Raw genomic sequence first — 21,196 nt, 5'->3', positions numbered from 1 at the left:
ATGGCCATGATGATGATCTACGGCATGTTTGTTTTTGAGCTGCGCACATTGCCGCATCAGCAGTTACAGCAAAACAAAAGCTGGCGGCATGTGAAAAATGAACGCGTTAACCGTTCAGCAAGCTGGCAGTATATCGGTGCAGGTGATGATCGCATCGTTCTTTCTGGTGTGCTTTATCCTGAAATCACAGGTGGCGAAGTGTCCCTGTCGCTGCTGACCACACAGGCGTATACCGGACGCCCCTGGCCTCTGATTGATGGCGTCGGGCAGATTTACGGCATGTATGTTCTGACTGACATAAGTACGACCCGCTCCGAGTTTGATCGCTACGGCAAGGCGAAAAAGATAGAGTTTTCACTGACCCTTGAACGCTGTGATGAGGATTTGCGGGAGCGCCTGCAATCCTCATCGTTCAGCGATATGCTGACTGGCTTCAAAGATAAGGTAACCTCGTCTTTAAATAGCGTGGCTAACTCAGTTCATAGTTTATTTTAAAGAGTTTAATTTCTTGTGATAAATGGTCCGTAACATATCGGACCATTCAAGCACATTACATGTTGGTTCCATCTTATTGAATGCATCCAGTAGCCACAATATAATTTCTTGAGAGTTCATTACACACCCAGTCAGATTAACACCCCATTACATTGTAAGTGATAATGCAGAGATTAAATTCATGGATATAAAAACATTAAAGGAGTGTATAAAAATAGAAGTTATAGGCGGAAACCATGAGTTTTCATGGAGAAAAGCTTTAACTCGCACCAGACGCAATAGGCGAAAACACTTTATGTTTTGGTGGCGAGTGGCCAGCTATCTATACAGCAGAGGAGGGTTCATGCGCTGGGTGGGCAAACGCATCGGAGCAAACCTTCATCGCGATTATAATGTTGAGATTCCTTTAACAGTGAGTATAGGGCCAGGCTTAGATATTGCTCACTTATCAGGTATTGTTATTACAGAAAACTGTGTGATAGGGAGAAATCTACATATAAAGCAAGGTGTTACTATTGGTCTAAGAACCCCTTCCAATGAGGCAATGATTACTATTGGAGATAATGTTGATATAGGTTGCAATTCATCTATCCTTGGTGGGCAAGTTAATATCGGTGATAACGTTACGATAGGTGCTCATGCTCTGGTAACAAAATCTATTCCTTCCAACTCAATATATATAAACGAAATAACTCCTGTTATAAGACAAAAAAAGGCGCAGTAAGCGCCTTTTTTCATGGTTGCTCTGGCCAATCAATATCGGTGGTATTTTCTGGTTGAATACGATTCACCAATACACGGTACTTCTTCCAGCGTGTCAAGTTTATCTTTTCGTCTTCTGTCGCTATATCTAAATCAACAGCGTCCTGCAAAGTAGCAATGATCTTACTCGCATAAGCGATTTGTTCTCTCTTCTGAGATTCGGCGGCTCTGACAAGTGCATCACGCTCTGCATTCTCATCATTCACCCACGCATTTCCGTTCCATTTCTGATAATTCCCATCGGGGAAAATGGTTGTCACGTCTGGGGGTAATGCACCAAGTTCAGAAATATAAATGGCCGTTCCCGTTTTCGTTTCGTAGACAGTCTCTCCGCGATGGTCTTCCATCAACTCCCATTTCATTTCATTTGCATTGAAAACGGCAGCAAAACCCGCCGGAATATCAGGCGGCGCAATATCTGTACTGTTTGCAGGCAGACCTGTATACGGTGGAATATATGCGTCACTTTCACCAATAAATTCGTTTGTACCATCGAGATAATTAAATACGCGAATAATTTGTGCTTCTGCACTCATTTTAAAACCCATTATGCAAGCCTCACAATATAGTTAAATGCGATGTTTTTGACGGTGTTTTCGGTATTGCCAGTAGCATTTACGGTAATGGAATGCCCGTGTGAGCCAATAGCAACAGTGTGTGAATGTGCACCAATACCAACAGTATGGTTATGTGCTCCAATGTCGACTGTATGTGCATGATTGCCTGATGAACTTGTAGTCGTAGCACCTTTATCACTTCGCGGAACACCATAATCTGCACCGCCTGATTGCACGCTCACAGCAAAACCGACGGTATGTGTATGATTGCCAGAAGTATTGGTTGATTTTGTGCCGTGGTTAAACGTACTGACTGTTTTTGTCCCGTAATCAAATGAACTGGTCGTTTTCGTCCCTAAGTCCGTATTTGACGCACTGGCGCTGTGAGTATGCGATTTAATCCCGTCCTGTTCCTGTGACAATACGGCACGCCCACTGGCGGGTTTTCCCTTGATTGTCCAGCCGCGCATATCAGGAATAACACCTGAAGGATAGGCTATAGCCAGTTTCGGATATGCAGCCTTATCGAACGTCTGCCCCTGCATAATTGCATAGCCCGCAGGTGGTGTATCTGATGGCCACGGCAACGGAACACCTGGCGGAAACGCTTCGATATTTGCCGACCCGTCAAATTTTACGCCGTTAATTGTCCTTGCCGTTTTCAGCTTTGTCGCTGTAGCAGCATTGCCGGACAGTTCGCCTGAAAGACCACCGCTGAATGTCTGTTTCGCCGCCCATGTCTGAGCTTCGTCGATAATTGGCACACGTCTTGTTGTGATCGTGCGACTTCCCGGATTTCCTGAAATACGCACCATAAAAAAGCGGTAATTCGCTTTACTTACAGTGCTGCGCCATACATGCATTGAGCGCCCCGTACCGGAATCATCACTCGGACCAACTGCGATGTTTATCAGGTTGCCATCAATGACGCCCCAGTCCATGCCGTCGGGAATGTTGGTCATGTTATCAAGCCGAACGGTTATCAGACTGCCCGGCACAAAGTCGTAGGTCTGCCAGTCCAGGCTGGTGAGTTTTGCCACTGCGCCACCGATGCCCAGATTCAGAGGCAACGAAAAGGAGTTATATACTTCTCGCCATTCGGTCCATTTGCTCCCGGCGTAGACGCGCTCAAAAGTGCGCCCCTGTGTGGTTTCTGATTTCCCTGTGGTTGTGTAACGCTGCCAGACAGACACACCATCAAAACGTCTGATTACTTCCAGTATCCCAAGCAGTGTTGCTCCAGCGGTATCCTGCATTGGACCGTTTGTTGCCTTCCCTGTAACGCTGTAAATGCCAGGTGAAGTCAGATCATTCAAATCCCCTTCGTAATAACGACACTCTGACTGATGGCCCACTCTTGACCACGGTTCCCACTGTGGATTCTCTGCATTCCATGTAGCAGAAAGGCAGCGAACATATACATTCCCCCGGCGGGTCGTGTAACGTTGCATGCGTGAGTACCCACCACCTTCAAGAACTTCAAGGAGTCCCTGACCATAACTTCCTTCTTCTGGATAGTTGCGGTCAAATGAAGCGATAGAACCACTACTGTTTCGCCATAAACCAAGATGCTCTGCGCCTCCGAGCGTGTTCAGGTCAATGGTTGTACTCAGAGGGCGTGTTGCTGACTGAATCTGTCGCCAGTAGCTCCACGGACCGTCAGAGCCATTCCAGGAACCAGCAAGGTTGCGCATATAAACATTGCCAGTTCTGGTGGTATAACGCTGCATTCCTACAAAATTACCGCCATTGAATACCTCAAGAACACCGACGGCACCGTCTTCCGGGAAATGTTTCTCCAGTGTTGCGTTGGAGGATGTGGATTTATACCAGACCCCCACATAAGCCTTAACAGGACCAAACGTATTCAGATCAGCATCAAGCGGCATTTCGCCATTGTTTTTCATAAACGTCAGGCTGGTAACGCCAACATTGTCCAGAAAAGCGCCCTTATCTGGAATATCGTCACCGTTCTGGTCTTTCTGCAGACGTTTCTCAGCATTGTCATAGGCTGCTTTTACTGCCTTTGGCGTTGCCGCCAGCTCTTCACTGGTGCTGTTTGTTGCACTGCTTAACTGGGTAAAACCTTTTTCTGTCAGCGTGGCGTCAGGATGGCGGCGGGACTGCTCATGCTCTGCGATTTTGTCATCGACGTAATCCTGCGTCGCCATCACTGTGCTGGCATCAATACTCAGCTCAACGGACGCCACATTGCTGAGAATAATAACCATGCGGCAGGTCTGCGCACGCCCGGAGCCTTCAGCCAGTTCAGGCTTATAGCTTTCCGCCATGTTGGCGACCGCAATCAGTGTTCCGGCATCGTCATACAGACCAAGCTCACGCATCCAGAAGCCGCCCACTTCTGGCGGAACAACCAGTTCAGCCACGATATAGTTTTTATTCTTATTATCCACGCTGACTTTATTCAGGGCGTGACGCCAGACCTCATGCACCAGTTTCGTCTGACCGGCATCCGGCACCGGCAATTTGCCATTACCGTCACCCACGGCCATTGCAGACAGGGTTACTTTTTTCCCGCCGGGGACAGTGGCGGCTGCCAGCTTTGCGGCTCCGGCAGTAGTGATAACGGTTTTAAATTTCGTGCTCATTGTTTCTCACTTATCCGGGATAAACAGTAATAACATCACCATCACAGACCACACCGCCTGTATACAGATAGCCGGGAATGTCCTGGATAATGTTCAGACCGATAAGGTGGCGACTTGCGGGTTTGGCATCGGCAATCAGCCGTTCCATTTCCAGATACATTTCCTCGGTCACACCACTGTCCAGCGTGCCAACATCAACCTTGAATGTTCCGGGTTCGCCGTCGAACTCCCACCACTCAGACACGCGAATGAGGTATCCCAGCGGTTCAATGGCTCGTCGCAGGGCGCTGATGGTTCCTTTGTGTCGGTGTGTCAACCATGCATCACGAATCACCTGTCGCTTTGTCTCTTCTGGCCAGTTGCGATCCCAGCGGTCAACGGAAAACGCCCAGGCGAGATAAGGCAGCAGATGTACCGGGCAGGTGTCCGGCGACCACAGCGTGTTGAGGTCTACCGGAATGTCTGTAATGCGTGTCCCGACGGCTTCGGCACAACGCATGAAATTGCTGGCTGATGGCGGTAACAGTGAATTACTCATTACGCCCACCTTCGCTGATGGTGAATGACTCACAGCGCGCCGCCTGTATGTCGCTGATGGCCATATTCTGTGTGGGTTCGATTATCTCCACGCGTTGCACACCGTGCACATGCAGTGCGGCAGCAATGGCGGACAACGCCACATCCTGACCGATAAGCCCCTGCTCAGCCAGCCACTTCCTGAACGACGATTCAGCCGCAGCCAGAATAGGTTCGGATTCCGGGCCGGGGTAGAAGTACAGTTTTGCATTCAGCCGCCATGTCACGATTCTGGCGCTCTGTACGGTCAGGCGGTCGGCCACCGGGCGGGTATCCTCTGCATTCAGAACGGCGCGAACGGTATTAAGCAACGCCTCCGTTGCTGTGCCGTCGCCCTCAGTGGACAGAATGGAAACCGTCACGTTGGCCGGAGACGGGCTGATGGCCCGCGCGTCGCGTACCAGACCGCTGGCGCTGCGTGCAAAATACTCGTATGCACCTGACGGGCCAGCAACACTCAGACCGTCATACGCCCGTTGCGCCCGCAGTCTCAGTGAGGTGTCACTTTCCATCACCGCGTCGGTGGTATCCGTTGCCGGAGTGATAACCAGGCGCTTTGTGTTCATATTGCCCGCAAGGTTGTCCAGGTCTGTCCCGGCGCTGTGGCTTAGCATGCAGCGCGTGCACCCTCATTGACCCGCTGGCGTAACAGCATTTCACGAAACGCTGTTGTCTGGGCGATAACGTTCAGGGGCTCCGATTCCAGCTCCAGCGCGGCGGAGACGGCTTCACGCTGTTCGGCGGGATAAGCCGCAATCATCATGGCCTTTGTATCAGCCAGAATTGCCTCAAAGTCAGGCTCCGCGATGATGGCGGGTTCCGGTAACTGGGAAAGGTCAACGGCAGGCATGATTTACTCCCTCAGCGTGATGGTTAATTCAACATTCTGCATGGTCTGCATGACAGTGCCCGACAGCGTCACCCCGGCGCGGCCTCCTGCCTTCCAGACAACGTCGATGGCGTCCAGGGCAATGCGGGGTTCCCATCGCGTCAGTGCAATCACGGCAGCACTCATGCATTGCAGACGCGTGGTGTTATTCATGGGCTCGTCAATCAAATCAGGCACAAGGCTGCCATATTCCCGTCGCATAACCCGGCTTGCCAGCGGGGTGATCAGGATGTCCCTGACTGACTGTTTCAGGTGCTCCATATCGTTCAGGTTTCCCGTCCCGTCCGGATTCATTCCTGTGTAGCGGGTTGTCACTGCGGGCCTCCTGTCGAATCGCTGCCACCTTTAACGCCACCGTGCTTATGCGTATGCACTGTGATGCCGTTTGAGGTGAAATCGCCGCCGCTGTGCGTGATATTGCCGCTCATCGTTCCCCCTTTTGTGACGTCAAGCGTCGCTGTTCTCAGAAGGTCTGTGCATTCCACGACAGGCGTATCCAGTGTCACGCTGACGGATGCCTGCAGGGTGGCTGTTTTCATGCCGCTGGCGCTCAGTGCGCCTGCGTCCGCGTCGTAGCGGAACACCGCGCCGTCCGGCGCGCTGACCACGATTTCTTTCAGGCTTTTGCCGGGGGCCGGATTGGCATCACTCCACAGGCTGCCAATTATCATGGCGGTTTCCGGGTTGCCGCCTATGCAGGCAATTACCACCTGTTCGCCTGGTGATGGCGGCAGCCACACATTGAAGGCTCCCGCGCGCGTGGTGTTCCAGCGCAGCCAGCCTGTTTCCAGTTCGCCGCTGCGAACGCGCACGCGCCAGGACTTCTCGTCAACTTCAGAGATGATCCCGGTGCGGATGATATTGCTCAGCAGTCGCATGAGTTCTGCGCTCACCGTACAGCCTCCGCAATCCGGCCCAGCACCGTGTTATAAATCAGGCGTTCATCTGCCTGACTGATGCCCAACAGCTCACGTACCGGGTAATCGGTGAAAATGCCCGGCGCAACCTGATCGCGCTCACCGAACTGATGAACGCGGGCAATACGTGCGGCCACGCCGCTGTAACCCACCGTCACACCGGAAGCATCTGCACGGGCTTTCAGGTAGCGGGCGGTGCGCAGTTTTACGAACATGGGGACGCGCTTTGTGCTGTCCTGGTTGATGCGCCGGGTGCGTATTTCCAGAAAACGGTCGATGTCATCCCGGTAAAACGTGCGGATATTGTTTTTATCCTCATCCCACCCGGTAATGGTTCGCCCGTATTTCCCTGTGTCGTGATGCCAGTTTTTCAGCGTGCGTGCTTCGTTATTCCAGATAAAGCGAATGCGTTCCTGTATCCGGGTTACGCGGCGTCTGCGTGGTGTCCATGCGGTCCCGTCCGGCGCTTTCTGTGACCGGATGCGCGCCTGCTGGGCGCGGCGTAAATCCTGTGCCAGCTTTCTGGCGATGTTATTGATGGCCTGCTGATTCAGGCTGTCGCGGATGGCCTCAAAGGTTTCATCCACGCGGGTGAATGCCTTATCCATCGCTTTCACCCCACGTCACATCCTGGAATACATGCGACCAGTCGCCTTCGGAAGATGGCAGGCGGGGTTTTGGCTCCGGCAGGTGTTCTGCCTGCGGTGTGCCCTGACTGCTGCGCGTGATGCGAACGCGTTCCCGCAGGGGGAGCGTAAACAGGAGATCGGCGCTGTCATCGTCATTGATAACGGCGGAAAATTTGATGTCCTGATTACGCTCAGGGTTGAGCAACAACTGTGGCTGATTTTCGGATAACCACGCCAGCAGCGGCAGCGTGAGGTCGTCCAGCTCCCCGGCGTAATCCATGACAAACATCACCATCTGATAGCGGTAAACAAACGATGGGGTTTCTCCTGTCGTTTCAATGTTGCCGCTCTCCACGAAAATGGTGAATTTTTCCGGGTTGGCCTGACACCATCGGCATGAACGGGTCATGGCTTCACGCAGGGAATCAGTTTTCAGCATGGTTGTTGTCCTCGTTGTTCAGTCGTTGCAGTCTGCGCTGTTCCAGTAATTCAATGGCCCGTTTATCCGCGTTACAGGTTTCCAGTGCATCCAGAAGGCGGTCGCCCCATATACCGAGATTTCCCCATGTGGGAGTGTCAGGGAAGGGGGGAGGCGTTACCGGTATGGTCAGCGTCTGCGGTATAAGCCGGACTGACGGCGCTGGCCGTGGCGCGTTCTGCGTGCCTGCGCAACCTGTCAGTAAAACGAGCGTCAGGCAAAGCGTGGGCGCATTCATCTTTTGCAATATCGTTGCGTAGCTGTTCACGTCTGGCCTCTCCGTCCTGATTTCGCTGTTGATTTTCCACGCGGAGTTGCGCCAGCACCTGCTGCATATCCTGTACCCCGGTGCTGATGATATTCAGGGTGTCGACGGTGCTTTTCAGGGCGCTGGCCTGCGCTTCGTTTCTGGTGTTCTCCCGGCCCAGCGACCACGACAGACGCATGGATGTTCCCCATGCGGCAATCAGAAGGAAAGCGACGCCCAGCGTAGGCCAGAGCTTCATGCCGGATAGGCTCCGTGTGGTAACTGAAAATGCGGTCCGTCTTTCAGGGTCTTCCAGTCGCCGCCCCATTCCACCGGAATATTCAGTTCCCGGCTGGCCTGTCTGAATGCTGCTGCGATTTTTTCGTACAGCGGCCATTCCCATGACACCTGGCTGCCGATATAAGCCACAACATCCACGGCATGCCCCGTAAGGTGGCGGCTGTTCATGGTCTGGCTCTTACCCGTGGCCACCAGTTGCTTCTGGCGGTAACGGCTGCGCAACCCTTCGGTGATACCAAAATCCACTTCCGAGATTTCCAGTGCCCGTCGGGTCACTTTCACCAGATCAGGATTTACGCCCTGCAAATTCTTTTCGCTCCGGCTGCTGAATTTAAATGTGTTGCTCATTCGTCCTTCTCCTTCACCCTGCGATTAAAGGCCGCAATAACCTTGTCGCGTGCTTTTTCTGCCCCCATAAAACCGATTGATGCGCCGATAAACGTCACGGCATCTTCAGGAAAACCGAAGAAGCGCAGCGACCCGGCCACGGCCATGGCAAGAACGCCGCACGCCAGCGATCCCGTTACGGTCTGAACCAGTGTTCGTCCGTCATAAAGACTCATCAGCGCGGAAATGCTGACCGCCGCGCCTACTGCATACACCGTTGGCAGGTGGTCAAAGAGCCATGCAATAACCTGCTCTGTGATCCCTGTTTGAATGGTGCTCACTGCTACTCCCCCCACAACTGAATCATTTCTCGTTTCTTCTTCTCCGGCTCCGGCATCTCCACTTCCTGCCCTGCGTCCAGAAACACCTGCTGACAGAGTCCGGGGTTGGCATCCAGCACCTTTTCGGTGATGCCCTGCGTCGTGCCGTAGTACCGGAAACAGAGCGAATCCACGGTGTCGCCTTCCAGTGCCTTCACTTTCATCAGCACAACTCCGCAAAGATTCGCGGGCGGCACAGAATGTCAGAGATGGCCCAGCTCACATCGCGCCACAAATCCGATGTCTGTATATCCAGTGCGTCCGCCCGGCGGTCGCCCTTATCCGTGGTGTCCGCATCGCGGTAACGCTCCAGAATCAGGGCGCGTGTGGCGGTATAAACAGCATTGCGCCAGTGCCAGAGATTGACGCTTTCTCCGTTAATTACGGGTGCCGGAACATCGGCCAGCGTATGATGGCCAGCCGCCTGCTGTTCCTGCTGCCATGCTTCCAGCTCGCGGGTAACGTGTGCCACAGCTCCGGTGGCGGTATGCAGCAGGCGGGAGGTGGTCACACGGCCCGGCAGTCGTACCGCCAGACGCAGCTCGCGCAGCACAATATCCGGCCAGAATGCACCTGCTGAAATGCGAGTGTCGCCATCATCGGTATCGGTGATGTCGTCCTCTGCGGGTCTTGGTTCAGTTCTGGCAACCATACTCATGGGGTTCACTCCTGAAAAAAATCGGGCGGTGGGTGCGCGGTGTAAACGGTCACGGAGTCAAACCGGAACACCGCGCACGCCGCCCGCTGACGGGGTCAGTCGTTAACCGCGCTTCGCCTTCTGCGTCGCGGTGGTTTTTCGTGTTGCAGGTTTCCGCGTTGTCTTTTTACTTTTGCTGCTTTCGTCCTGCGCCTGCTGTGCGCTGGCGTCTTCTGATGCGGCTGCGGAATCGGCTTTTTTCAGGGCGCGGGAAAGGGTTGCAATCTCGCGTTTCACACCTGCGTTCGGGTTCAGCTGCATCGCTTCGCGCAGCAGCTTCAGTGACAGGGCCATGCTGTCCGCATCGGTCAGGCCACGGCGGGCAAAGGCGCACGCCTTGCATAATTTGGCGCGTACTTCGTCCGGCATATCCTGGTCGGTGACAATCTCCCGGAGGGTGTCCAGTGGTTCGATAAAGGCGGACAAATCCGCGTCGGCATCCGTCCCGGCCTGCGTCAGTACCGGGTTGCAGATTTCTTCGGTCAGTACCGTGGCAGCAGTACGGCCAAAGTTATCCGGCATGATGAGGTTGTGATGGACCACATACGCACCAATACGCAATGCCAGCGGAAGATCGCCACAGTCAATCGCCCACACCATCAGCGTGGCAATCACCTCATCCTGCTGCCCGCCGTCAGCCTCCAGCGTTCCTTCAATCCAGCCGGAAAAGTCCGGTAACAACTCTTTTTTGATGGCGGCTTTGGCGCTTCTGGCCTGTACGCCCTTAAGTCGGGCCTGTGCCAGACGCAGACGATACAGCACCTCTTCATGCGCGGTACGTGCGGCGTGATCCACGCCTTCATTCGCCCGGCCTGCGCGCTGCGCCATCACGTTCTGCCAGTGTTGCTGTGCAGGGGTAATCATTCTTTCTCTCCGTTACAGGCGGGCATGATGCCCGCCGTGAGTTGATTAGCTGTCGGCGAACTTCAGGCCAGTGACCATCGCGCACTTGCCATAGTCTTCAACGACATAAGCGTCATTGATGGACTGGTAGGTGGCGATGCGGTTGTATTCCGGCTCGTCTTTCATCAGGCGACGCATTGAGCCTCTCTGCCAGTAAATTGACAGGTTGTTGAATGAGGTGATCAGCATCGTTGCATCCGGGAAGAACGGCGCAAGGAATACATCCAGCCCACCAATGGTGCGCGATGACAGGATGAGCTGTCCGGCGAGTAATTCCGCATTGGGATTCTGGCCGCTGATGCTGTTCAGCACGGGCAGACGCAGCGAGTTAAACAGGTTGCGCCCCATAATCACCACGAGGTCGTCTGCTTCCTTGTGCCATTCATCCAGCAGGGATGAGCGCGCGTCCTGTACCAGTGCATCAGCGTTCGCATACTTACCCGCGTGCGCCACGGTGTTGTCCATGTTGCGGGAGGTCAGCGTCACGTCATTCATTACGCGTTCACTGGCATCGGTTCTGATGTGCTCCAGCCAGCCCACGTTAACGTCCTGAAGCAGCTTGTTGGTGCTGAAATTGGATTTTTCCGCGTGTGATGTGCCGTTAAAGCCGATCATGATGCGGTCAAGCGCCACCTGCCGGGCAATCTGTGTGCTGATGCGCGACTGAAAATCGCTGTGAGCCGCCCAGGCATCAAGCTTCGGATACGAAATAAACGTGTCGTAGTTCACCTGTTCACACTGGTACTGACGAGCCTTCATATCGACAGCGTTAATCGGATTACGGCGATCTGTGCCGTCATAACTGGTATTCGTGCGCGCAATCGGCCCGGTGGTGTCCAGGAGAACTTTTTCGCCTTTCTGGTCAGTTACACCGATTACATTAATTCTTTTCGTAAATTCGGTACTTTCCTTTGAAGCGTTTTCAAAACGCTGTTGTACCGATGGATTGACGGTAAATCGCGATACCAGCGCAGAAACCGGGATATTGTTAAGCGACGCCTGCTGCGTCATGTAGCAGCCCAGCTTGTTACGGGCATTATCTGACATCACCAGATTCATAAAAATTTGCTCCTTTGTCTTATCAGAAGTCAGCCAGTTGATCGGAGGCTGCGCCCGTTGCGGTGAACCGGTTCTGCGGATCGCCGTCCTGCGTGCGCAGTTTTTCCTTCAGTGCTGCCAGCTCTGTGGTCAGTGACGTAATTTTCTGGCTGTCCTGCTGATGGCGGGTTTCCAGCACATTAAAACGGTCGATAATGTCGGCCTGTGACGTTGCTACGCCTTCCACCGCTTCCTGAATACGGGAAAAACTGGCGTCATCCGCTTTGCGGCCACGGCCAATAATCCCCATTACGCGGTTAAACCACTGGGTGCCTTCTTCCTGGCGTTGTTCTGCCATTTCGATGATTTCAGACTCGATGGCTTCGGAGATAAGCGGCGCTTCACCCTGGATACTGTTGAACGTCATCACCGCCTGACGTTGCTGTGCCGTGAATTTCAGGCGCTCAGTGCCCAGGCTTGCCGGGGTGTCGGTCATCGCCAGCCCGACCAGATAGGCGCGCCCGTTAACGGAGAACTGCGGGTGCAGTTCGATACTGGAATAGATTTTCTTGCCGTCCGCGACAAGCTGCTTCATGCGCTCGGTCGGTTCGATTTCTGCATACAGCGCAGTACGCCCGGCCAGCGGACCTTCCGTAATGTCTTCCGTACTCAGTGCGGTGACATCGCCCATTGCGGAAAATTCGCTTGACGGGCATGGCGAGAGATAGTGCTCAACGTTCACGCGGGCAGCGTAAACATCCGGGTCGAAGTTCTCAGCAGCTTCACGCAGATGCACCGGACTGATTTCGCGGCCGTCAACAGTTGATCCGGAGACAGCCACGCGAAACTTTTTGCGTGATGTCTTTTTTTCATTAGCCATAGTTTTTGCCCCTCTGACTGGTTCTTCAGTCATGATGGCAAAGCGTAACAGGCTGATACAAAGGGCTTTTGTTGTAAGAAAACGGCCAGAACAGGGGGTTAAGGAGAACAGTTTCGCGCGCGGGTAATCTTCCTGTAATTACTCAGGGGGAGCAATGATTCAGGACGCTTTTGTGCGCCAGCGTGCGCGGCAACTTTACTGGCAGGGTTATCCGCCCGCAGAAATATCACGTCTGATGGGAATAAACCCGAACACGATTTATGCGTGGAAAAAACGCGACCAGTGGGATGAAACGCCACCTGTGCAGCGTGTCACGCAGTCCATCGATGCGCGCCTCATCCAGCTTACTGAAAAACAGAATAAAACAGGCGGTGACTTCAAGGAAATAGACCTGCTGACCCGGCAGCTTAAAAAGCTGCATGATGGCCAGCCGGATGTGATGACCGCAGGAAAGAAAGGCCGGGCGAAAAAACTCAAAAATCATTTCACGCCGGAACAGATTGCCGCACTGCGGGAAAAAATCATCAGCAGGCTGGAGTGGCATCAGCGGGGCTGGTTTGACTCCCTGACCCTTTGCAGGGAAGCCGGGATACGTAACAGGATGATCCTGAAATCCCGACAGATTGGGGCGACTTGGTATTTTGCACAGGAAGCACTGCTGATGGCGCTGCGTGACGATGTGGCGCAACCTTACCAGCGTAACCAGATTTTTTTGTCTGCGTCGCGTCGTCAGGCGTTCCAGTTTAAAAGCATTATTCAGAAGGCCGCGGCTGAAGTTGATGTGGAGCTGAAGGGGGGCGATAAAATCATCCTCTCCAACGGCGCAGAGCTGCATTTTCTCGGTACTTCTGCTGCGACGGCACAGTCCTACACAGGCAATTTTTATTTTGATGAATTTTTCTGGGTCAGTCGCTTTGCTGAACTGCGCAAGGTGGCTGGCGCTATGGCAACCCTCAGCGGGCTGCGACGCACCTACTTCTCCACGCCATCAACCGAAACGCACGAGGCATACGTCTACTGGAACGGCGACCGCTGGAACGAAAAAAAGGCCGCGCATAAACGCCAGCGTTTTTCTGTGGACTGGAAAACGCTGCATAACGGGCTTATATGCCCCGACCGGACGTGGCGGCAAATTGTCACGCTGGAAGATGTGGTTAATCACGGCTGGAAACACACCGATATTGATGAAATTCGTGATGAAAACACCGAAGACGAGTTCCGCAATCTCTATATGTGTGAGTTTGTCCGCGAAGGGGAATCGGCATTTAACCTGAATATCCTGATTGGCTGCGGCGTTGATGGATACGACGACTGGAAAGACTGGAAACCTTTTGCTCCCCGCCCGATGGGGAATCGTCCGGTATGGATTGGGTATGACGCAAACGGCAGCAGTGGAAACGGCGACAGTGGCGCGGTGTCCGTGGTGGTTCCTCCGGCTGTTCCTGGTGGCCGTTTTCGAACGGTGGAGACGCGACGCGTTCAGGGGCTGGAGTTTGAAGAACAGGCCAGAGTCATTGAAGAGTTCACGTGTCGCTACAACGTGGAACACATCGGCATTGATGTGACGGGCGGGAACGGGGAGGCTGTTTATCAGATAGTGAAACGGTTTTTCCCTGCTGCTATTCCGTACACCTTCACGCTGTCATCAAAACGGTCGCTGGTACTGAAAATGCTGCAAATAATGCGTGCCGGGCGGTGGGAATACGATCGCGCCGAACGCGAGCTGGTCGCGGCCTTTAACGCCGTGCGTAAGGTGAAAACACCGGGCGGCTTTATCACTTACGAAACGGACCGCGCGAGGGGGATCAGCCACGGCGACCTTGCGTGGGCAACCATGCTTGCTGTCATTAACGAACCAATTGGCGGCGAAGGAGAAAACGAGCGTTTCACGGTTATGGAGTTCTGATGAGCAGAAAAAATAAAAAAGTGCGCATGAGTTCACGCATTGATCTCGCTGATGCGCTCAGGAAAGAATCGTCGCTCAGTGCATTCACATTTGATGGTCCTTACCGCCTGACCGGGCATGACCTGCTGGACAATATGTACTGTGCTGATAACGGGCGATGGTATGAAACCCCGGTGGACTGGTACGGTCTGGCAAGAGCTGCCCGGCAAACGTCCTGGCATCAGTCTGCGCTTTACTTTAAGCGCAATGTATTGCTCGGCTGCTATATTCCGCACCCGCTGCTTTCCCGGCAGGATTTCTCGGCGCTGGCGCTGGACTGGTTTGTGTTCGGTAACGCATTCCTTGAGCTTCGAAGCAATATGCTCGGCGAACCGCTTAAATTACGGCACGCCCTGGCGAAATACATGCGACGCGGAAGCGATCTTGAATCATGGTGGTATGTGCAGGATGGCAAGGACGCGTTCCAGTTTCGCCCTGGCAAAGTGTGCCACCTGATGAATCCGGATATTAACCAGGAAATCTACGGCATGCCGGAATATCTTGGCGCATTACTCTCGGCCAGCCTTTCTCATTCGGCGGACATGTTCAGAAAACTGTACTACGACAACGGATCCCACGCCGGGTGCATCATCTACATCGGTGCAGCGCAGGTAAACCGCGAAAGCATGGACTCCCTGAAAGAAACGCTACAGGGGGCACGTGGTGGTGGTGCGTTTAAAAACGTGCTCATTCATGCGCCCAACGGGGGCAAAGAGGGGGTGCAAATTTTGCCGTTCCAGCAGATCACCGCAAAAGATGAGTTCATGAATGTTAAGGCGGCATCCCGTGATGATGTGCTGGCTGCGCACCGCGTTCCGCCGCAACTGATGGGGGCGATGCCGGGTGAAAAAAGTGCGTTTGGTGATGTGGAGAAGGCCGCGCGGGTTTACGCAATTAACGAGCTGATGCCCGTCATGGAGGCCATGAAGCACATCAATGACTGGCTTGGCGAAGAGGTGATCCGCTTTAACCCTTACGCACTGTTAGACACCCAGCCCACATCCTGACGCGCTTCGCTTGTCTGCTGCTTCGCCGGGGCATAAAAAATTTATGCCCCGACTCTCCAGCTCCTGTATCAGTCAGATAGTTTCACGACGCTTTCCAGTTTATCGCCACCATCGACGGTCAGACTCTTACGCAATCCCACCGCGTTGACTGCATGTTCTCGCCGTCTCAGTGCGATTTTGACGGCCTTACCTTTCACCCCATCAAATCAAAAGCCCTCACGTCTTTTTCACGTTCAGCGTGAGAAATACAGCCATTCTGTTGTATCTCTGCGACATCGTTCAGGGAATGCTATTTACCCCCTGAAATGCGGGCTGTTCCCCCGTCACCTACGCGCAGAAAAAACGCGTTTTTTTGTGCACGCACGGATCCTTGACGGATCCAGCCGCCACGCGGGCCGGAAGGGCAAAAAGTCGTTCAAAAAAATTGTGCAATTTTGTGCACTATTGTGCATTGAAATAAACGCCCTGGAGGAGGGCGTTTTACTTATCTTTTATAGCCTTGCCCCTTCCTGGCCAACGCCCTGATGGCCGGGCGTGCCAACACCATATTTTGGCAATGATGAATTGCCCGGCAAAATTCATCTCTACCCATTGGATGCTCAACTGGCAATGTTAAATACAGGTTCCATGCGTCGCCTAAAAGTTGGGCTATCTTTTGTTCTTCAGATGTCAGCAAGCAAGCGGTATCCGTAAAATAATCATACTTTTCATGTATGTTATTTAACGGTTTTGTCTGTAGTGCAGCCTGAGCTATACGGTATGCCTGAAGCATACGGGCGTCGTTGATATCCATTCCGAACGGAATTTCTGATGATTGTGACTCTGCATCTTCAAGCCTGGCAATTTCTTTACGTAAGAAGTATTTCAACTCTTGTTTCTGTTTTCTGTTCATGCTTTTTTCCTTTTTCTCTGTCAATGTGTTGCATTGTGTCCCCCTTGTTTATGTTCCCGGATTAAAGTCATCAGGCGGATGCGCCCTGATGTTGTGTTATTCGGGAAATAACGCCCGGATATTTCCGGCCATCTGACTGGTTATCTGTGCGGTTGATACTGGCTGTGACGCGGGGCATTCTGTCCTGGTTTGTGTCACTGATAACGCCTCATCGTCAGCCCATGCAGCCAGTCGGTAAGCCTCTGCCGGATTCATTTTCAGAAGAGCCAGCCCGGCCAGAAAAGCCACGCGTTGGCCGCTTTTGCGGGCTTCTGGTGTAAGGCTGTCCAGCCAGGCGCATGCTTCGCTTTCGTTCTTGACGGCCGCAGGCTTCAGATAGAAACTTATCCGTCTGGTTGGTGTCGTCATTGGTTTACTCCTTGTCCATTGCGTACAGCCCATTAACCAGAGCAAACTGTGGCACCCCGTCCGCGATGAAAGTCGCATTAACTCCGCAGGCTTCGCGGATAGCGGGTGCCACAATCTCCGCCCCTCCACCGACAACCATCACCCGCCCGTAACCCGAAAAACCCGCCAGCGCGCGGATCACGCGTTGTTTCAGTGTTTCTTCCTTTTCACGAATAACCGCCATCAGGCTGGCGTAATGCGCGTCATTGTGGATGTGCTGGCGCAGCCAGGCTTCATCATGGCGATGTTCGATAATGGTATTGGCGATGTGGTGACTGGTGCGCATACCGTTAGTGGCCATCACCGACAGTACGGCATCGGCCATCAGAGAAACGCCTACGTGTGGATCGCAAAACACCTGGCTGATACCTGCCAGTTGCCCCTGAACCTTTGCCACATCCAGCGTGGTTCCGCCCAAATCCACAATCAGCAGGGATTCAAACGGACTCATGTCAGCCAGTGCCTTAAAGCCAGCCGGAATGGATTCAGGCATAACCCGCACGTTACGGATAGTGAATGCTTCGCCGTTCTGGTACTCCACCGGGCGCATAACGTTCGCTTTTTTGCGGTTGATGTTGGCCATGTCCGGCTGTGCGTTTGTGTCGAAATACTCGCTCAGTGGCAGGGTGACAACCACATCCACCTCCTGTGGCGTGATGCCTGATTTGACCAGCGCGTGATGAATGGCAATGACATTTACATCGCTGTATTGGTATTGCGTGTCGGTTGTCTGGACAAAGCGATCGCTGACCGGATCAAAACCATAGCGCACTCCATCAAGCATGTAGTTCGCGGGCTGCATGCCACCGAACGGCGCAGACCATTCCGACTTGAAGCTGTTCGGGCTGATGGCGTTGCGGCGTTCGCCGTTCTCAGTCCATGCCAGCTTGATGTTGGTGGAGCCGTCGTCGATACAAATTTTCATGTCGCTTTTCCTTATGTTGATTAATTAATCGTTTACGGGATTCTGAAATCCCGTTTTTGCCTGTTTTGCGCGCACTTCATGTTTTATGGCACGTTTTTTGCTCATTTACGGGATTTGTGAATCCCATTTCTGTCTGTTTTTTGTTTCCACTGGTCAGGCCACCCCGCAGCAGGTCTGCTTTGCGGTGGGCGCGTTCAGTGGTTTCACTGATTCTCTGTGCGTGCTCTGCGTCACGGATGGCGCGCAGCATGTCAGAAAGCACGGTAACGGGGGTTTTCATGGTGTTCTGGTCCTGCTGAAGTGTGGATGCCAGACGTGCGGCGGCTTCAGGGTCTGATGCCCCCAGCTGTGCCAGATAGCTGGCGACCGGGTTATGGCGGATCTCCGTGCTGCTTACGCCGTGATTACGGCTCAGGCGCTGCCAGAGCTGCGTGATTCGGCTGTCCGGGCGGGTATCCGGTTTGCGTACAATTTCAAATCCCTGCGGTGCAATGATGCTGCCGTCAACGTACAGACTGCCGCCCCGTAACAGGTGCTGCATCTGTTGTTCACCGATATGCAGGCCGAGAGATTCAGCAGACTCCCGCCATTCTTTAGCGAGTAATTCGTGGTTATCAGGCAAAGGCCGCTGCTGTTTGCGGCTCTGTGTCCAGCTCTGCATTTCATCACTGCTGTTTTTTGCCTGTTTGTCACGCAGCGAACGCATCAGCGCCCGGCGTTCGTGCCGTTTCAGTGAGCGCATCCATTCGTTCACTTCAACGCCGTCAGGGAGCTGCGGCCACGGTGCTGGCCGTTCTTCCGGCTGTTCTGTCCCGTTGTTGTCCGTTTCCTGTACACGGGGACAGTTATTGCCACGAGTCCAAGGGGCGGCAGGGCCGCCCTGAAGGTCAAAACCATTTTCGTGGGTGCTGTCTTCCGCTTCCGGTTTACGTCTTACCAGCTTCCAGTTATCCGGGTGCGTGCACACACGGGAGGATTCCCCGATGAGTGGCGACCAGATCCCGTAAATCTGTACACTCTGTTCGCCGTAATCGTTCAGCTCATCTGCGAGGTCGTAGGCTGTGCGAATCAGGTAGTCCTTGCGCGGAACAAGTACGCCACCCTGTTTTTCAATGTAGGTGGCAAAACACCCGGCATCAGCGGCAGCAAGAACCGCATCCATTGCGTCATCCTTCAGCCGTTGCGGGCCTTCCGGGTTGCGTGCCATCTGGCTGGCAAGGCGGCGGAGTTCACGCCACACCTGACGGGAGGGAATGCCAAAGAACTGGAACTGGCGGACCCGGTGAAGGCGCGCCCAGCCGATGGCGCGTTCCACGCTCTCGGCCATTGATTTTCCGGTTTCGTGGTCAACGCGTGGCTTGCCCGTTTTCGGGTCGATGCCATCCACGGCGCGGCTGTCCAGGTTCTTTCCGATGTAGGTGGCGATGTAGCTGGTTGGTGTGCCTTTTGAGCCGTCGACATACTCCACCTTAAAGCGCGGAGTAATATCATTGCCCAGCTCGTGGCGGTCTTCCTGAATGGCAATATCGCGGGTGATGGCCACGATGCTGTCGATTTCTTCCGGATGAGCAAAGACCATCATGTGCCAGTGCACGGTGCCGTCATGGTGAGGCTCCACCGTGCGGATGCCATACCAGCGCAGGCCGTCGCGGTTCAGTTTTTTGCGGACCGCCGCAAAAAACGTGTTAACCAGGTAATCGCTGGAGTCGCGCATGGTGGCTCCGTTCCATTTGGGATTCGGATGACCGTTCTCTGTTGTGGCGTGGTATTTTGACGGGCAGGTGACAGTCAGAAACACCGCTTTGTCGCCACGGGCTTCGGCCAGAAGTTCCAGCCCCTTCATGGTGGCCATCATTTCTGCCTTACGGTGAACTGGGTTACTTACTCCCGCGTAATACACTGTCTCGAGATCAATAGTGAACCCGTCTTCGTTTTCCAGCATGAAACTTTTCAGAAAATCGCGTGTTTTCTCGCGCTGTGCGCGAAACTCGCTTAACGCGTCCTGGCTCAGATAGGGCGATGTTTTTCTGGAAACCAGACAGGCGGCGCGGAGTTGTTCTTCTCTCCACTCGCAACGTAACAGCCACAGTTTGCGTTTCCACCATTGCGCACAGGTCAGGCGAAGGATTGCGCCCGGTAACAGTTCCGTATCCGGATCGCTCTTGTTCAGGGCTTCGTAATGTGGCGGCATGATGTGCAGGCATAATGCGATACGGGCCAGCATCCGGTAAGCCTTCAACATTACATCCATGGTCAGCTCGCCATCTCTGGCACCAAAGCCATCGCAGAGTGTTTCGAAGGTGCTGCTGAACATCGCCGCCGTCATGGTGGCCAGCGTCTGTATCTGGTGCTTGTTGAGCTGCGGCAGGTAAAGCAAATCGTCCAGGCGTTCACGCCCGGCAAGGGAGCGATAACCCGGTGTCAGCCAGCGTCCGTCAGTGCGATCCAGACGTTCGAATATTTTGCGCAGGGTTCCGCGTGCATAGCGTTCAGCCTGCCAGCTCTTTTTGCCTTTCTGACGATCGGCTTCCTGTTTTTTGCGCAGGAAGGAGAGGTGGCGAATAAGCGGATCGCGCAGATAGGACGGCAGCAGGCGCAGCGAGGCCATGGCTTCATCCACCGCGCCGCGTGCCTGTTTTCTGGCGTCTCCTGCCAGTGTGATGGTTTTGTCCTGTTTTTCCTGTGCGTCCAGGCTTTTATTAATCAGGTTGCCCAGCGGCGTGGCGGAGAACGCCGCATCAGCCATTTCCTGGCAGCGCTCGTTCTCTGCCCGGTAGGCATCCAGCCAGGAGGAAAGCGCGGATTCAGGAGTGGGGATCTCCGTTCCTTCACGCCCCACTGCGTGGCGCGGTTGTTGCCAGTCCCTGATGTACTCTGCCGTCATAGTGATTTACTTCGTCATGCCATTCAGGGTGTCGCGGCAGACGGCAGCCAGCCGCTGAATTTCCAGCACGGTGTCTTCTGTGTCGGCATGGCGATGTGTGATGCGGATGCTGTCGGCAATCACATCGACGATTGCAGAGGATGGGCGCTGGTAAATGCCAATAACGGACGGGGTGCCACCTTCAATGCGGTAAAGCCTGTAATTTCCCTCGTGGCTGTCAATCATGTAGCGACCATCAATAACAATCTTTCCGTCAGCGAGCTGCGGTACAGGCAGGGATTTCAGGTACATGTCATAACGATCACGCACGCGAGCGGCAAGATCACGTTCTGTGTTGAGCAGGTATTCAAGAAAGTCGTTGGCGAGAATCATTGCTGCAATCCTCTTGTTACAGATGTGCGAAGGCCTCCCG

24 protein-coding genes and 1 pseudogene are annotated in these 21,196 nt (G+C 53.8%); 4 read left to right on the top strand and 21 right to left on the bottom strand.

All coding sequences use genetic code 11. From position 1 onward, the window contains the following. Positions 1–6: 6 nt before the first annotated feature. Positions 7–495, top strand: a complete 489-nt coding sequence (locus tag FFT88_RS09855) for a phage tail protein (protein WP_135404692.1) — start codon at positions 7–9, stop codon at positions 493–495. Positions 496–676: 181 nt separating this feature from the next. Continuing rightward, entirely contained in the window at positions 677–1,219 is a 543-nt protein-coding gene (locus tag FFT88_RS09850) for a serine acetyltransferase (RefSeq protein WP_135404693.1), read from the top strand. Positions 1,220–1,229: 10 nt separating this feature from the next. On the opposite strand, the gene FFT88_RS09845 is transcribed toward FFT88_RS09850, so the two are convergent. From FFT88_RS09845 to FFT88_RS09765, 16 genes and pseudogenes are all read right to left on the bottom strand, one after another. Next, entirely contained in the window at positions 1,230–1,805 is a 576-nt protein-coding gene (locus FFT88_RS09845; protein WP_135404694.1) for a tail fiber assembly protein, read from the bottom strand. Next, complete coding sequence (locus FFT88_RS09840; protein ID WP_135404695.1) at positions 1,805–4,423, bottom strand: phage tail protein; 2,619 nt, start codon at positions 4,421–4,423, stop codon at positions 1,805–1,807. Before FFT88_RS09840 ends, FFT88_RS09845 begins: the two co-directional genes overlap by 1 nt. Positions 4,424–4,433: 10 nt before the next feature. Continuing rightward, entirely contained in the window at positions 4,434–4,961 is a 528-nt protein-coding gene (locus FFT88_RS09835) for a phage tail protein I (protein ID WP_135404696.1), read from the bottom strand. Continuing rightward, positions 4,954–5,849, bottom strand: a pseudogene (locus FFT88_RS09830) (baseplate J/gp47 family protein). The gene FFT88_RS09835 and the pseudogene FFT88_RS09830 overlap by 8 nt, the downstream one beginning before the upstream one ends. 3 nt (positions 5,850–5,852) lie before the next feature. Continuing rightward, positions 5,853–6,203 (bottom strand): GPW/gp25 family protein, encoded by a 351-nt coding sequence (locus FFT88_RS09825; RefSeq protein WP_000213444.1) that lies wholly within the window; start codon positions 6,201–6,203, stop codon positions 5,853–5,855. Beyond that, positions 6,200–6,766 carry a phage baseplate assembly protein V gene (locus FFT88_RS09820; protein WP_171026931.1) on the bottom strand — a complete coding sequence of 189 codons (567 nt, stop codon included), beginning with the start codon at positions 6,764–6,766 and terminating at the stop codon, positions 6,200–6,202. Before FFT88_RS09820 ends, FFT88_RS09825 begins: the two co-directional genes overlap by 4 nt. 11 nt (positions 6,767–6,777) lie before the next feature. After that, positions 6,778–7,413: a phage virion morphogenesis protein gene (locus tag FFT88_RS09815; RefSeq protein ID WP_000356339.1), complete on the bottom strand. Its 636-nt coding sequence runs from the start codon at positions 7,411–7,413 to the stop codon at positions 6,778–6,780. Beyond that, positions 7,406–7,873: a phage tail protein gene (locus FFT88_RS09810; RefSeq protein ID WP_000920594.1), complete on the bottom strand. Its 468-nt coding sequence runs from the start codon at positions 7,871–7,873 to the stop codon at positions 7,406–7,408. Before FFT88_RS09810 ends, FFT88_RS09815 begins: the two co-directional genes overlap by 8 nt. Before the next feature lie 137 nt (positions 7,874–8,010). After that, positions 8,011–8,418, bottom strand: coding sequence for a DUF2570 domain-containing protein (locus tag FFT88_RS09800; protein WP_135404698.1), 408 nt, complete (start codon positions 8,416–8,418; stop codon positions 8,011–8,013). Continuing rightward, positions 8,415–8,807, bottom strand: coding sequence for a M15 family metallopeptidase (locus tag FFT88_RS09795; protein WP_000072327.1), 393 nt, complete (start codon positions 8,805–8,807; stop codon positions 8,415–8,417). The genes FFT88_RS09800 and FFT88_RS09795 overlap by 4 nt, the downstream gene beginning before the upstream one ends. Next, a complete protein-coding gene (locus FFT88_RS09790; protein WP_000104350.1) occupies positions 8,804–9,127 on the bottom strand; it encodes a phage holin family protein in 324 nt (107 codons plus the stop codon). Before FFT88_RS09790 ends, FFT88_RS09795 begins: the two co-directional genes overlap by 4 nt. 2 nt (positions 9,128–9,129) lie before the next feature. Beyond that, positions 9,130–9,330, bottom strand: a complete 201-nt coding sequence (locus FFT88_RS09785; RefSeq protein ID WP_135404699.1) for a tail protein X — start codon at positions 9,328–9,330, stop codon at positions 9,130–9,132. Beyond that, complete coding sequence (locus tag FFT88_RS09780; protein ID WP_105281732.1) at positions 9,330–9,824, bottom strand: head completion/stabilization protein; 495 nt, start codon at positions 9,822–9,824, stop codon at positions 9,330–9,332. Before FFT88_RS09780 ends, FFT88_RS09785 begins: the two co-directional genes overlap by 1 nt. Before the next feature lie 102 nt (positions 9,825–9,926). Continuing rightward, positions 9,927–10,727: a phage terminase small subunit gene (gene gpM, locus FFT88_RS09775; protein WP_135404700.1), complete on the bottom strand. Its 801-nt coding sequence runs from the start codon at positions 10,725–10,727 to the stop codon at positions 9,927–9,929. Positions 10,728–10,772: 45 nt separating this feature from the next. Further along, positions 10,773–11,825, bottom strand: coding sequence for a phage major capsid protein, P2 family (locus FFT88_RS09770; RefSeq protein WP_001055125.1), 1,053 nt, complete (start codon positions 11,823–11,825; stop codon positions 10,773–10,775). 22 nt (positions 11,826–11,847) lie between these two features. Beyond that, on the bottom strand, positions 11,848–12,684 hold the full coding sequence (locus FFT88_RS09765; RefSeq protein ID WP_135404701.1) for a GPO family capsid scaffolding protein: 837 nt from the start codon (positions 12,682–12,684) through the stop codon (positions 11,848–11,850). 154 nt (positions 12,685–12,838) lie between these two features. Between FFT88_RS09765 and FFT88_RS09760 the strand changes: the two genes are divergently transcribed. Together FFT88_RS09760 and FFT88_RS09755 are read left to right on the top strand one after the other, a co-directional pair. Then, the gene (locus FFT88_RS09760) at positions 12,839–14,590 is read left to right on the top strand and encodes a terminase family protein (protein WP_135404702.1); all 1,752 of its coding nucleotides are present in this window, start codon (positions 12,839–12,841) and stop codon (positions 14,588–14,590) included. Further along, a complete protein-coding gene (locus FFT88_RS09755; protein ID WP_000087812.1) occupies positions 14,590–15,636 on the top strand; it encodes a phage portal protein in 1,047 nt (348 codons plus the stop codon). The genes FFT88_RS09760 and FFT88_RS09755 overlap by 1 nt, the downstream gene beginning before the upstream one ends. 484 nt (positions 15,637–16,120) lie before the next feature. Here FFT88_RS09755 and FFT88_RS09745 read toward each other — a convergent pair whose 3' ends face one another. From FFT88_RS09745 to FFT88_RS09725, 5 genes are all read right to left on the bottom strand, one after another. Continuing rightward, the gene (locus FFT88_RS09745) at positions 16,121–16,528 is read right to left on the bottom strand and encodes a hypothetical protein (RefSeq protein ID WP_001080496.1); all 408 of its coding nucleotides are present in this window, start codon (positions 16,526–16,528) and stop codon (positions 16,121–16,123) included. A gap of 96 nt (positions 16,529–16,624) precedes the next feature. Next, entirely contained in the window at positions 16,625–16,936 is a 312-nt protein-coding gene (locus FFT88_RS09740) for a plasmid partitioning/stability family protein (RefSeq protein ID WP_000211275.1), read from the bottom strand. Between the two features lie 4 nt (positions 16,937–16,940). Continuing rightward, positions 16,941–17,900, bottom strand: coding sequence for a plasmid segregation protein ParM (locus tag FFT88_RS09735; protein WP_000686484.1), 960 nt, complete (start codon positions 17,898–17,900; stop codon positions 16,941–16,943). A gap of 76 nt (positions 17,901–17,976) precedes the next feature. Next, a complete protein-coding gene (locus FFT88_RS09730; RefSeq protein ID WP_135404704.1) occupies positions 17,977–20,784 on the bottom strand; it encodes a replication endonuclease in 2,808 nt (935 codons plus the stop codon). Positions 20,785–20,790: 6 nt separating this feature from the next. Beyond that, positions 20,791–21,156, bottom strand: a complete 366-nt coding sequence (locus tag FFT88_RS09725; RefSeq protein ID WP_000599378.1) for a hypothetical protein — start codon at positions 21,154–21,156, stop codon at positions 20,791–20,793. Between the last annotated feature and the right edge of the window lie 40 nt (positions 21,157–21,196).

Source organism: Escherichia sp. E4930 (genome assembly GCF_005845405.1).
Taxonomy (GTDB): domain Bacteria; phylum Pseudomonadota; class Gammaproteobacteria; order Enterobacterales; family Enterobacteriaceae; genus Escherichia.
This window is presented reverse-complemented; position numbering and strand designations above follow the sequence as displayed.

Coding starts and splice junctions, on each gene's coding strand:
- FFT88_RS09845 (WP_135404694.1), bottom strand. CDS start 1,805: ATGGGTTTTAAAATGAGTGCAGAAGCACAAATTATTCGCGTATTTAAT.
- FFT88_RS09835 (WP_135404696.1), bottom strand. CDS start 4,961: ATGAGTAATTCACTGTTACCGCCATCAGCCAGCAATTTCATGCGTTGT.
- gpM (WP_135404700.1), bottom strand. CDS start 10,727: ATGATTACCCCTGCACAGCAACACTGGCAGAACGTGATGGCGCAGCGC.
- FFT88_RS09740 (WP_000211275.1), bottom strand. CDS start 16,936: ATGACGACACCAACCAGACGGATAAGTTTCTATCTGAAGCCTGCGGCC.
- FFT88_RS09820 (WP_171026931.1), bottom strand. CDS start 6,766: ATGCGACTGCTGAGCAATATCATCCGCACCGGGATCATCTCTGAAGTT.
- FFT88_RS09840 (WP_135404695.1), bottom strand. CDS start 4,423: ATGAGCACGAAATTTAAAACCGTTATCACTACTGCCGGAGCCGCAAAG.
- FFT88_RS09855 (WP_135404692.1), top strand. CDS start 7: ATGATGATGATCTACGGCATGTTTGTTTTTGAGCTGCGCACATTGCCG.
- FFT88_RS09785 (WP_135404699.1), bottom strand. CDS start 9,330: ATGAAAGTGAAGGCACTGGAAGGCGACACCGTGGATTCGCTCTGTTTC.
- FFT88_RS09795 (WP_000072327.1), bottom strand. CDS start 8,807: ATGAGCAACACATTTAAATTCAGCAGCCGGAGCGAAAAGAATTTGCAG.
- FFT88_RS09735 (WP_000686484.1), bottom strand. CDS start 17,900: ATGAAAATTTGTATCGACGACGGCTCCACCAACATCAAGCTGGCATGG.
- FFT88_RS09760 (WP_135404702.1), top strand. CDS start 12,839: ATGATTCAGGACGCTTTTGTGCGCCAGCGTGCGCGGCAACTTTACTGG.
- FFT88_RS09730 (WP_135404704.1), bottom strand. CDS start 20,784: ATGACGGCAGAGTACATCAGGGACTGGCAACAACCGCGCCACGCAGTG.
- FFT88_RS09770 (WP_001055125.1), bottom strand. CDS start 11,825: ATGAATCTGGTGATGTCAGATAATGCCCGTAACAAGCTGGGCTGCTAC.
- FFT88_RS09780 (WP_105281732.1), bottom strand. CDS start 9,824: ATGAGTATGGTTGCCAGAACTGAACCAAGACCCGCAGAGGACGACATC.
- FFT88_RS09850 (WP_135404693.1), top strand. CDS start 677: ATGGATATAAAAACATTAAAGGAGTGTATAAAAATAGAAGTTATAGGC.
- FFT88_RS09815 (WP_000356339.1), bottom strand. CDS start 7,413: ATGGATAAGGCATTCACCCGCGTGGATGAAACCTTTGAGGCCATCCGC.
- FFT88_RS09800 (WP_135404698.1), bottom strand. CDS start 8,418: ATGAAGCTCTGGCCTACGCTGGGCGTCGCTTTCCTTCTGATTGCCGCA.
- FFT88_RS09755 (WP_000087812.1), top strand. CDS start 14,590: ATGAGCAGAAAAAATAAAAAAGTGCGCATGAGTTCACGCATTGATCTC.
- FFT88_RS09745 (WP_001080496.1), bottom strand. CDS start 16,528: ATGAACAGAAAACAGAAACAAGAGTTGAAATACTTCTTACGTAAAGAA.
- FFT88_RS09725 (WP_000599378.1), bottom strand. CDS start 21,156: ATGATTCTCGCCAACGACTTTCTTGAATACCTGCTCAACACAGAACGT.
- FFT88_RS09810 (WP_000920594.1), bottom strand. CDS start 7,873: ATGCTGAAAACTGATTCCCTGCGTGAAGCCATGACCCGTTCATGCCGA.
- FFT88_RS09765 (WP_135404701.1), bottom strand. CDS start 12,684: ATGGCTAATGAAAAAAAGACATCACGCAAAAAGTTTCGCGTGGCTGTC.